This is a genomic window from Sphingomonas sp. OTU376 (genome assembly GCF_038440415.1).
Classification (GTDB): Bacteria; Pseudomonadota; Alphaproteobacteria; order Sphingomonadales; family Sphingomonadaceae; genus Sphingomonas; species Sphingomonas kyeonggiensis_A.
In genome coordinates, this window is sequence record NZ_JASATQ010000012.1 from 83,255 (window position 1) to 94,485 (window position 11,231).

The following is an 11,231-nucleotide window of genomic DNA, read 5'->3' on the forward strand; positions in this document are numbered from 1 at the left end:
GTCTCCTCATAGGCCCGAGAAGGTCACCCCCATTGAAATCCGGTTGTCGGTAAACCGGCGCCCCGCCGTTACACCCCAGCTTGCCTGGGTCCGCCGCTGCAGGTCGAGCCGCAGCGCCATCCGCTTGCTGACCAGGTACGAACCGCTGGCCCGCCAGGTCCAGCGATCGTCGCTCCGGTCGATATTGTTGAAGTCGCGCTTTTCCAGTTCGCCGCCCACGCCAAGGATGAGATTGCGCAGCAGCTCGTAATCCGCGCGCAGCGTCATGTTGGTCGCGAGATAGCCGGTCGCGCCGTTGACGCCGGTCTCGCGGATGCCGCGGTCGATCGTGCCGGTGATCGTCACCAGCGGCGTCAGGAAATAGGCAAGCTCGCCGCGCACCAGGAAGCCGGAGATGTCCTGGAACTGCGCCGGCTTGTAGTCCTGGCGGATATAGCCGAGCCGCAGCGCGCCGCGCGCCTTGCGCCCCAGCTCGAAGCTCGCACCGCCGGCCAGCTCGAAGCCCGAGGAATCGCGCGCCGGCACCGGCCCGGTCCGCTCGCGATAGTCGCGCTGGTTGACCGATCCGGCCACGAACAGCGCGATGCTCGGGCTCAGCGCATATTCGCCGATCGCCGTGCCGGTATAGGTCGTGTGATCGCGGAAATCCTGGTCGATCGCCGCGCCCGAAGGCGTGACGCTGTCGGCATAATTGCGGTTCTCGACATCGAACACGCCGCGCACCCGCAACCGGTTGAAGACATGGGTGTAGGTCGCCGTCCCCTCGCTCAGCGTGAAGCGGATCGGCCGCGTCGCCTGGGTCGGGGAATCGGGCGAGACGCGCTCCTGGCTGTAGCGCCCGTTGCGCAGCGCCAGGTTGAACGTGTCCGACTTGCTGATCGTGTAGAGCGCGCTCGCGTTCACCGCATATTGCGTAGCATTCTCACTCGCCCGCTTCGCATAGCGCAGCAGGTCGAGCTCGCCGTCCAGGCTCAGCTTGAGCGTCTGCGAGGGCCGCACCAGCGAGACTTTCGGCCGGATACGCAGATAGGCATCGCCGGTCCGATCATCGGGCTGGGCATAGAGATTGTCGTCATAGCCGGCACCGATCGCCACGCGCGGCATCAGCTCGAGCGTGCCGACATGGATCGGCTCGGGTGTGTAATCCGGCCGCCGCCGCTCGAGCACGCCGACATTGCGGTCGCGCCCGAAAGGATTCTCGCTCGCCACCGAGCCGAGCCCGTCGGTCGCGTCCGATTGCTGGGCGAGCGCCGGCGTCGCCAGCGCACAGCCGCCGAGCAGCAGGGTCCAGGCCGCGCGCTTCACCGGCGCCCCAGCGTGACGAGCACCGGCCGGTGGTCCGATCCGGTCGCCGGCAGCCTCTCGGCCGAAACCAGCCCCCAGTCGGGCCCGGCATAGAGCTGGTCGATCGGCAGCATGGGAAGGGCGCGCGGCCAGCTCGGCAGCGCGCGGGTCATGCGGGTGAGCGGCGCGAAGCCTTGGTCTTGCGCATGCATCGCAGCGGCCCAGGGGGTGAGGTTCATGTCGCCTGCAACGATGAGCCCCTCGCGATCGATCCGTGCCAGCGCCTGCGCCATGTCGCGTATCCGCACCGCCTGGTCGCGCATGGTCGGATGCGGATAGTGGAGCGTCATCACGGTGAAGGGGCGCTGGTCGGGCCCGATGATCCGCGCCCAGGTCAGGGGCGGCCCGAATTTCCGCCCGGCTTCGTCCCGCAGCAGATAGCCGCTGTCGTCGATCGGCCAGCGCGAGAGGATCGCCATGCCGCAGCCCTTTGGACAATCGGTGCCATAAGGCAGTTTCTGGCGCAGTGCTGCCAGCATCGGCCGGAAATTGCCGTCCAGTTCCTGCAGCATCACCACATCGGGCCGGGCGTCGAGGATCGTCTGCGCGGTCTCGGCGGGATCGCTGTTCTTCACCCAGACATTGTGGCTGAGCACCCGCACCTGCTGCATGCCAGATCGCGCGCGCGGCACGTCGCGGGTCAACTCGGGCACCACGCGCAATGCTACCGGCGCCAGCCCGAGCAGTGCCGCCGCGACCGCCCACAGTCCCAGCCGCCGGCCCAGCGCGAGTCCGGTCAGGATCATCAGCCCGAACAGGGGCATGAAGGAAGCGACAGCGTCGAGCGTCGGCACGAAGGCGCCTGCGTAGGACACCCACGCCGCGAGGCTGCCCCCCGCGATCAGCAGGGCGCCCAGGATGCGGACCAGCCTCACGCGCGGGCAAGCAGCCGGTTACGCAGGGCATGGCCGGATTGCCGGAGCGGTGCCGGGATCAGCTTGGCGGCGAGCAGCAGCGCGGCGGTGCCGGCGCCTTCGGGCAGATAGACATCGCCCACCCGGATCGCGGTGCGCCCCGGATGCTTCATCGCATAGCGGGCGTAATGCGCGATCTCCTGGTTCACCAGCCGGCGCAGCAATGCCGCCTCGCGCGGCCCCGCTCCATCGATCAGTCCGCGCGCGGTATCGACGAGACAGGGCAGCCCCAGCGTCGTGGTCGACTTGCTCACCTTGTTCTCGGAGTCGCGGTGGAATACCGCGCTCACCCGCGGATCGTAGCGCAGGCTACCCCGCGCCAGCACGCGCAGCCACAAATCCTTGTCGCCGCCGCGCACCGCCTTGCCCTCGGGAAACAACCCTGCGGCGAACAATGCGTCACGCCGGATCGCGATCGCCCCGGTCCACATCGGGCATTCGCGCACGGTCAGCCACGCATCGAGGAACCCCGCCAGGTCGAGCGTCACTGCCTGCGCGAGCGACGGCGCGATCCGCTGCTGCTGGCTGCGATCGGCAAAGACATGGTCGAACCGCGTCGCCACCGCCGACACCGTCGGATCGGCCGCAATCCCCTCGGCAAGCTGGGCGAGATGTTCGGGCGCCCAGAGATCATCGGCGTCTAGGAAGGCGATCCAGTCGCCCTCTGCCGCGCGGATGCCAAGGTTGCGCCCGGCATAGCCGCCCGGCCCCGGGATCGGCAGGTCGAGCAGCCGGATGCGCGGATCGTCGATCGCGGCGACCAGCCCCCGCCCGCCATCGGTCGAGCGGTTGTCGATCACCACGATCTCCTGGGGCGGCAGGCGCTGCGCCAGCACGCTGTCGATCGCGGCGCGGACATGGCCGGCCTTGTTGAAGAGCGGCATCACCACGGAGAAATTCGGGGACGTCATCAGTCGCGTGCTGCCTTTCGCCCCCCGGCGAGATGGAAGAATTCGCCCACCGCCACCCCGGCGAGCTCGATCGTCAGAAGCATCACCGCCAGCCGGCGGCTGAGCGACAGTTCGCGCGAGACCGCCGCGCGCCGCAGCCGGCGGACCGTATCCACCGCGGTCACGCCCAGCACATGCGCCAGCCTGGGGCGCTTCGCCGTGCGATCCCAGCGCCCGCCGCTCAGCCGCTGCCGCTTGCGCACCAGCTCGGCCCGGTTCGCGCGCACCGGATGGCGCACCACCATCTCGGGTACATAGACCAGCGGGTAGCCCGCCGCGCGGATGCGCAGCGCCATCTGCCGGTCGCCGCCGGACTTGAGCGCGGCATCGAACCCGCCCAGCTGCTTCAATACCGCCGTCTCGCTCGCCCAGTTGGCGGTAGCGCAATTGCCGCGTGCCGCATGTGCCTGGGGGAAGCTGAACAGCCGCTCATAGTCGCCGAACACCTCGCGCTCCTGCGCGATCTCGTCGAGCAGCTCGATCTTGCCAGCGAGCACGCCGAAGCCCGGATGGGCCGCCGCCGCGCGCAGCACCTGTTCGAGCCAGTCGGGCGCCGGCGTGCAATCGGCATCGGTAAAGGCGGTGATCGGCGCATCCACGCGCCCGATCCCCAAATTGCGCGCGACATAGGAGCCGGGCCGCGTCTCCGCGATTACCTCCACGCCCGCGAAGCCGCGCGCTATATCGGCGGTCGAATCGCTCGATCCATTGTCGACGACGATGATCTGATACGCGTCACGCGGGATGGTCTGCCTGGATAACGCCTCCAGGCAGCGGCCGATCACCGCTTCTCCGTTCCACACGGGTATGACGACAGCTACTTGAAACATAGATACGCCTGTTCAGTGCAGTCAGGCTTCAGACAGCCCGGCGCAGCGCCCGGGTCAACCGCATGTCGCACCTGCGAAGACGAGCTGCCCCTTTGTCCGGATGACCGGAGCCAAACCCGCCTTCGCGCCTCAAGATTTGCCCGCTACCAAGGATCGCGCCGGACGATTCAATGTTGTTGCACTGCATCATGCAGGTGGGAACATGAGCAGGAGGCGTGTGCTTAATGGGTGAGTCCCTGCCCGAACTGGGGGATGCCGCCGAAGTTCTGGTGGTGTCGCTCGAAACCGCTGAAACGCGTCGTGCGGCATTTGCCGCGCGGGCGACGAACACGTCGCTCGTCTGGCGCTTTTTCGATGCATGCACCGGCCCCGCGCCGGGCATGACCCTCGACGAACCCGCAATCCGCGCCAACAAGGGGCGCGCGATGAGCAAGGGCGAGATCGGCTGCTATGCCAGCCATTTCTCGATCTGGCTCGACATGGTGGTGCGCGGCGTGCCCCAGGCGATCGTGCTGGAAGACGATACCGTCGTCGACTGGGACTATCTGGAGCCGCTCGCCCGCACCGATCTGCGCGCGCAGGGCATCGACTATCTGCGCCTCTATGCAAAGCGCCCCACCTGGCAGCGCGTGGTGCGGCGCGATTTCCTCCAGCATTCGCGCACCATCGTCGAGCTTGTCGGCCCCGCCTATGGCACCCAGGGCTATGCGATCACGCTCGAGGGCGCGCGCCGCCTGGTCGAGCATTGCCGCATCGTCCGCCGCCCGGTCGATGACGAGATGGATCGCAGCTGGGCGCACGGTCTGCCCAACCTCGCGCTCTTTCCCGCGCCGATCCTCGAGGCGGCGGTGGTGTCGGACATCGGCGCCGCGCGCTTCGGCCCCAAGACCGATCCGCTCTATCATTCGCTGCGGCAGAAGATCTGGCGCCATGCCGAGCGCACCCGCATGCGCATGCTGAAAGCGAGGCGCCTGCTTGAACGCTGAGCTTCCCAACCGCTTCGACGACGGGCTGCGCGCCCGCAGCCGCAGCTCGATCGGCTGGACGATCACGCGCTTCCTGTCGGACCAGCTCTTCTCCTTCATCGTCTTCGTCATCCTCGCCCGCCTGCTCACGCGCGCGGACATCGGCGCGTTCGCGGTGATGGCGGTGACGGCCGAGGCGTTCCGGATCATCGCCACCGCCGGGCTCGTCCAGACGATCGCGCGACGCGCCGAGATCACGCCGCATTTCCTCGACACGATCTACCGCTCGCAGCAGGGCTTCTCCTTCCTCTCGGCCGCGCTGATCGTCGCGCTCGCCCAGCCGATCGCCGACCTGATGGGCGCACCGAACATCGCGCTGCCGCTCGCGGTGATGAGCCTGGTCCTGCCGATCTCCTCCTTCGGCGGCACCCATCTTGCGCTGCGCCTGCGCGAGTTCGGCCACAAGACCACGGCCCTGCGCTCGGTGGTCGGCGGGCTGATCGGCGGCACCTGCGCGGTGGTCGCCGCGTTCGCCGGGCTCGGCCTGTGGAGCCTGGTCATCCAGCGCCTCGTCACCGAGATCGCCGGCGCGATCCTCTCGCGCATGTCCTATGACTGGAAGCCAGGCTGGAAGTTCGACACCGCGATCCTGCGCGACAACCTCATGCTCAATGCCAGCCTGATCTACGTCCAGCTCATCTTCCTCGCGACCGTGCGCGTCCAGGAAATGGCGATCGGCGCGGGCATCGGCCTCGCCGCGGTCGGCGTCTATCGCACCGCCTGGCGCACGGTCGAGCTGATCGGCCGCGGCGCGATCCAGCCCTTCACCCAGGTCGCGGTGCAGACCCTCGCCCGCGTCAAGGACGAGCCGGCCGAGCTGCGCCAGGCCTATCGCTGGATGATCGCCCAGGCCTCGGCGATCTCCTTTCCGGCGCTGGTCGGCTTCGGCGCACTCGCCCCAGTCGCCATCCCCACCGTGTTCGGCGCGAAGTGGGACGAGGCCGGGCAGCTCGCCCAGATCTTCGCCTTCATGGCGGTGCCCTTCACGCTCAACTTCTTCGCCTCGCCGTCCTTGAGCGTACTCGGCGCCTCGCGCAGCCTGATGTCGCTGTCGACCACCCAGCTGGTGCTCGGCGTGATCCTGACGCTGGCTGCCCTGCCCTATGGCCTGCTGGCGGTCGCCGTCTCCTATGTCGGGCGCGCCTATCTCACCTTGCCGATGCAGATCCTGCTGCTGCGCCGCGCCTCGGGCATCCGCCCGGTCGACACATGGCGCGCGGTCGGTGCCCCGCTGATCGCCTCGACCGCGATGGGTGTCGCGCTCGCGGTCGCGATGCGGCTGCTCGACACGCATCTCTCGGGCTGGAGCGTGCTGCTCCTGCTCACCGGGCTCGGCGCGCTTTTCTACGGCGCCCTGCTTCTCGCCATCTCGCGGCCGTGGCGCGGCCGCCTCCTGTCCCTGTCCAGACGCCTCAGAAAGGGCCGGATATGACCACCAAGACTGCCGACCAGCTCGTCGGCGAACTCGCCCAGCGTTTTGCCCAGGTGCTCGACAGCGTGCTGCCCGCGGGCCGCATCGCGCTGGTCGATTTCCCCGATCACTCCAATGTCGGCGATTCCGCCATCTGGCTCGGCGAGATGGCCTATCTCAGGAAGCGCGGCCGCCTGCCCGTCTATTATTCGGCGATCACCGATTTCGACGATGCCGCCTGCCGCGCGGCGATCGGCGGCGGCCCGATCCTGATCCACGGCGGCGGCAATATGGGCACGCTCTGGCCGAAGCACGAAGCCTTCCGCCTGCATTTGCTGCGCACGCACCGTGGCCACCCGATCATCCAGATGCCTGAATCGATCCACTATGCCGATCCCGAGGCGGCGCGCGAGATGGCCGAGGCGATCCGCGCGCACGGCAAGTTCACCCTGCTGGTCCGCGACGCCCGCTCGCTTGCCTTTGCCCGCGAGCATTTCGATTGCCCGATCCATCTCTGCCCCGATGCCGCGCTGATGCTCGGCCGCCAGCAGCGCCAGCCCGCTACCTCGCCGGTCTTCGCGCTGCTCCGCACCGATCACGAGCGCGCCGCTGGCACCGACGAGCCGCTTCCCGCCGGCGTGGTCGCCGATGACTGGCTGATCGAGGATCCCGCCCAGAAGCGCCACCTGCGCCTGTCGCTCAAGCTCAACCGGCTGCTCAACCGCGATCCGATGTCGCAGCGCGCCACCCGCCAGCGCCGCCTCGCCGAATGGCGCCTGCAGCGCGGCCTCGCGATGCTGTCCACCGGCGAGATCGTCGTCACCGATCGGCTGCACGCCCATATCCTGTCGCTGCTGCTCGATATCCCGCACGTGCTGCTCGACAACAGCTACGGCAAGGTCGCGGGCTTCGCCGACCAGTGGACCGGCGACTATTCCGGCCTGCTCCGTGCCACCAGCCGGCCCCAGGGCTTCGCCACCGCGCTCGCCTGCCGAACCCCGCAGATCGTCAACGGCTAGGAGCCCCAACGAGAGGAGGCGCACCGTGCAGCAGGACCTGAGCTTCGAGCCGTCCAGCCCCGCGCCGGACAACGCGCTGGCCGCCTTCGCCCTGATCCTCGCCATGCACCGCGTCGCCGTGGACCCGGCCGAGCTGCGCCACGATCTCGGCCACGGTGACCCCGTCACCACGCCCGACCTGCTCCGCCTGGCCAAGCGGATCGACGGCGTCCGCGCCCGCGCGACCAGAGCCGATTTCGAGCGCCTCCGCCGCCTGCCGATGCCGGTGCTGGCCAGCGGTCCGCAGGGCTGGTTCGTGATCGGCCGGGTCGGCGAGGATGCCGCCGCCGTCCAGCGCCCCGGCGAGCCGATCGCCCGCTGGGACCGTACCGCGCTCGACGCCAACTGGTCGGGCGAACTGCTGCTCGTCACCACCCGCGAGTCCGCTCAGGTCGCCGCGCCCGCCTTCGACATGACCTGGTTCATCCCCCAGATCGTCAGATACCGGCGGCTGATCGGCGAAGTGCTGCTGATCACCCTCGCGCTCAACCTGCTCGGCCTCGCCGCCCCGCTCTTCTTCCAGAACGTCGTCGACAAGGTCCTCGCCCACAACAGCCTCGCCACCCTCCAGGTGCTGGCGATCGGGCTGGTGCTGGTCTCGCTCTGGGAAGTCGCGTTCGGCTGGCTGCGCACCCGCCTCTATTCGGAGACCAGCCAAAAACTGGATGTCGAGCTGGGCAGCCGGTTGTTCCGCCACCTGCTCCGCCTCCCCCTAGCCTGGTTCGAGAACCGCCGGGTCGGCGACACCGTCACCCGCGTCCGCGAGCTCGAGACGGTGCGCGAGTTCATGACCAGCGCCTCGCTCACCGTGCTGGTCGATCCGCTGTTCACGATCGTCTTCCTGATCGCGATGTGGCTCTACTCGCCGATCCTGTTCGTCATCGTCGCACTGACGCTGCCCGCCTATGTGATCGTCTCGCTTATCGTCACTGGCCCGCTGCGCCGCCGCCTCGACGAGAAGTTCGCCCGCGGCGCCGCCAACAACGCGCTGCTCGTCGAGAGCGTCTCGGGCATGCAGACGCTCAAGTCCGCCGCGGTCGAGCCGCTCTGGCAGGATCGCTGGGAGCGCCAGCTCGCCGCCTACAGCGCCGCCAACCAGCGCGTCATCAACCTCGGCAATTCGGGCAGCCAGGCGGTCCAGCTGATCTCGAAGCTCAGCCTCGCCGCGATCCTGTTCTTCGGCGCGCAACAGGTGATCGCCGGCGCGCTCACCGTCGGCGGGCTGGTCGCGTTCAACATGTTCGCCCAGCGCGTCTCCGGCCCGGTGATCCGCATGGCGCAGCTCTGGCAGGACTTCCAGCAGGTCCGCCTCTCGATCCAGCGGATGGGCGACATCCTCAACGCCGGCCCGGAGCCCGGCGCCGGCTCGCGCACCGCGCTCCCGGCGCTCCACGGCCACATCCATTTCGAGAATGTCCGCTTCCGCTACGCCGCCGACGGCCCCTGGACGCTCGACGACATCAATCTCGACCTGCCCGCCGGCGCCACGCTCGGCATCGCCGGCGCCTCGGGCTCGGGCAAGTCGACGCTGACCAAATTGCTCCAGCGCCTCTATCTCCCCGCAAGCGGCCGCGTGCTGATCGACGGCGTCGATCTCGCCCAGATCGATCCCGCCTGGCTCCGCCGCCAGATCGGCGTGGTGCTGCAGGAGAATGTCCTGTTCAACCGCTCGATCCGCGACAATATCGCCCTCGCCGACCCCGCCCTGCCGATCGAGCGGGTGATGACCGCCGCGCGGCTGGCCGGCGCGCACGACTTCATCCTCTCCCTCCCGCAGGGATACGACACGATCGTAGAGGAGCGCGGCGTCAACTTCTCCGGCGGCCAGCGCCAGCGCCTCGCCATCGCTCGCGCGCTGATCGCCAACCCGCGCATCCTGATCCTCGACGAAGCCACTTCTGCGCTCGATGCCGAGAGCGAGGAGATCGTCCAGCGCAACCTCAAGGCGATCGCCGCCGGCCGTACCGTCCTCATCATCGCCCACCGCCTCTCCGCGATCCGCCAGTGCGATCGCATCCTGACGCTCGACAAGGGCCGCATCGTCGAGAGCGGCACGCATGACGAACTGCTCCGCCTCGACGGCCGCTACGCCGCGCTCCACCACCGCCAGATCGGCGTGCAGGCGGGAGCCGCCGCATGAACGCGATCACCCATCACTGGACCGCGATCCGCGACGCACTCGACAATGAGCGTGCCCGCGCCCGCACCGCGATGCGCACCGAGGAGACCGATTTCCTCCCCGCCGCGCTCGAAGTGGTCGAGCGCCCGGTCTCGCCTACCGCGCGGATCACCGCCTGGGTGCTGCTCGGCCTGCTCGTGGTCGCGCTGCTGTGGCTGTTCCTCGGTCGCGTCGATGTCGTCGCTTCCGCCCCCGGCCGCCTCGTCCCCGCCGACGACGTCAAGCTGATCCAGCCCGGAGCCGGTGGCGTGGTCCGCGCCATCCTGGTCCGCGACGGCCAGCAGGTCCGTGCCGGCCAGCCTTTGGTCGAGCTCGATCCCACTGTCTCCGATGCCGATGCCGCCCAGGCCGGCAAGGCGCTGGAAGCCGCCGAGCTCGACGCCGCCCGGCTGCGCGCGATCCTCTCCGGGCTCGACGGACAAGGCCTGCGCTTCACCCCGCCCGCCGGCACCACCGCCGAAGTCGCCGCCACCCAGGTCGCGCTCGCCCGCGCCCAGCTCGCCGAGATCCAGGCCGGCACCCAGACCCGCGCCGCCGATACGGAAGCCGCCCGCGCCGCCCGGGCCGAGGCGCAGATCCAGGCCGCCAAGCTCGGCGAGACCCTGCCCCTGCTCGACGAGCAGATCGAGGCGAACGAGAAGTTGCTCGAGAAGGGCTATGTCTCGAAGCTCAAGGTCATCGAGATGCGCCGCCAGCGCCTCGCCGCCGCGCGCGACCGCGACGCCGCGCTAGCCACCGCGCGCAAGGCACAGGCGCAGATCGCAGTGGCCGGCGGCAATTCCAGCCAGTCCGCCGCCGAGGCGCGCGCCCGGATCCTCGCCGATCTCGCCAAGGCGGAGAGCGACGCCCGGCTGCGCAAGGAGGAGCTGACCAAGGCGACGAAGCGCTCCAGCCTCCAGCGCCTGGTCAGTCCGGTCGATGGCACCGTCACCCAGCTTGCCGTCCACACGGTCGGCGGCGTGGTCGAGGCGGCCAAGCCGATCATGGTGATCGTGCCGGCCCGCGGGAAGCTGGTCGCCGAAGTGGCGATCGCCAACAAGGATGTCGGCTTCGTCACCGCCGGCCAGCCGGTCGCGCTCAAGGTCGAGGCCTTCCCCTTCACCCGCTATGGCGCGGTACCCGCCAGGCTCGAGCAGATCAGCTCGGACGCGGTGCAGGACGAGAAACAGGGCTTGATCTACACCGCCCGCATCGCGCTCGACCGCGCGACGATCCAGCGCGACGGCGCCAGCGTGAAGCTCACCCCCGGCATGGCGGTAACCGCCGACATCCGCACCGGCCGCCGCTCGCTGGCATCCTATCTGCTGAGCCCGATCGACGAGATCCGCACCACTGCGGGACGGGAGCGGTAGGGCTTACCCTAGTTCCCAACCTTCACTCGTCATCCCCGCGAAGGCGGGGATCCAGAGTCACAAGGGACGCCGCTCTGCCACCCTGGATCCCCGCCTTCGCGGGGATGACGAAGGGTTAGAACAAGGCTCTTCCCCCCAATCGTGAAAACCCCCGCCCACCGCGGGGAC

Annotated in this window: 9 protein-coding genes; 5 read left to right on the plus strand and 4 right to left on the minus strand. The window is 69.1% G+C overall.

The genetic code is table 11. The features are described from left to right. Nucleotides 1-6 precede the first annotated feature (6 nt). The 4 genes from AAHM44_RS07770 to AAHM44_RS07785 are packed head-to-tail and all read right to left on the minus strand — an operon-like array spanning nucleotide 7 to nucleotide 4,038. Complete coding sequence (locus AAHM44_RS07770; RefSeq protein WP_342249587.1) at nucleotides 7-1,305, minus strand: outer membrane beta-barrel protein; 1,299 nt, start codon at nucleotides 1,303-1,305, stop codon at nucleotides 7-9. Next, nucleotides 1,302-2,219 (minus strand): endonuclease/exonuclease/phosphatase family protein, encoded by a 918-nt coding sequence (locus tag AAHM44_RS07775; protein WP_342249588.1) that lies wholly within the window; start codon nucleotides 2,217-2,219, stop codon nucleotides 1,302-1,304. The genes AAHM44_RS07770 and AAHM44_RS07775 overlap by 4 nt, the downstream gene beginning before the upstream one ends. Next, nucleotides 2,216-3,169 carry a glycosyltransferase family 2 protein gene (locus AAHM44_RS07780; protein ID WP_269572798.1) on the minus strand — a complete coding sequence of 318 codons (954 nt, stop codon included), beginning with the start codon at nucleotides 3,167-3,169 and terminating at the stop codon, nucleotides 2,216-2,218. Before AAHM44_RS07780 ends, AAHM44_RS07775 begins: the two co-directional genes overlap by 4 nt. Continuing rightward, entirely contained in the window at nucleotides 3,169-4,038 is an 870-nt protein-coding gene (locus AAHM44_RS07785; RefSeq protein ID WP_342249589.1) for a glycosyltransferase, read from the minus strand. Before AAHM44_RS07785 ends, AAHM44_RS07780 begins: the two co-directional genes overlap by 1 nt. A 224-nt stretch (nucleotides 4,039-4,262) precedes the next feature. Between AAHM44_RS07785 and AAHM44_RS07790 the strand changes: the two genes are divergently transcribed. The 5 genes from AAHM44_RS07790 to AAHM44_RS07810 are packed head-to-tail and all read left to right on the plus strand — an operon-like array spanning nucleotide 4,263 to nucleotide 11,063. Next, nucleotides 4,263-5,024, plus strand: a complete 762-nt coding sequence (locus AAHM44_RS07790) for a glycosyltransferase family 25 protein (RefSeq protein WP_269572800.1) — start codon at nucleotides 4,263-4,265, stop codon at nucleotides 5,022-5,024. Next, nucleotides 5,014-6,495: a lipopolysaccharide biosynthesis protein gene (locus AAHM44_RS07795; RefSeq protein WP_342249590.1), complete on the plus strand. Its 1,482-nt coding sequence runs from the start codon at nucleotides 5,014-5,016 to the stop codon at nucleotides 6,493-6,495. Before AAHM44_RS07790 ends, AAHM44_RS07795 begins: the two co-directional genes overlap by 11 nt. Next, nucleotides 6,492-7,493 carry a polysaccharide pyruvyl transferase family protein gene (locus tag AAHM44_RS07800; RefSeq protein WP_269572802.1) on the plus strand — a complete coding sequence of 334 codons (1,002 nt, stop codon included), beginning with the start codon at nucleotides 6,492-6,494 and terminating at the stop codon, nucleotides 7,491-7,493. Before AAHM44_RS07795 ends, AAHM44_RS07800 begins: the two co-directional genes overlap by 4 nt. Before the next feature lie 25 nt (nucleotides 7,494-7,518). Continuing rightward, nucleotides 7,519-9,672, plus strand: coding sequence for a type I secretion system permease/ATPase (locus AAHM44_RS07805; RefSeq protein WP_342249591.1), 2,154 nt, complete (start codon nucleotides 7,519-7,521; stop codon nucleotides 9,670-9,672). Then, entirely contained in the window at nucleotides 9,669-11,063 is a 1,395-nt protein-coding gene (locus AAHM44_RS07810) for an HlyD family type I secretion periplasmic adaptor subunit (RefSeq protein ID WP_269572803.1), read from the plus strand. Before AAHM44_RS07805 ends, AAHM44_RS07810 begins: the two co-directional genes overlap by 4 nt. Nucleotides 11,064-11,231: the final 168 nt, after the last annotated feature.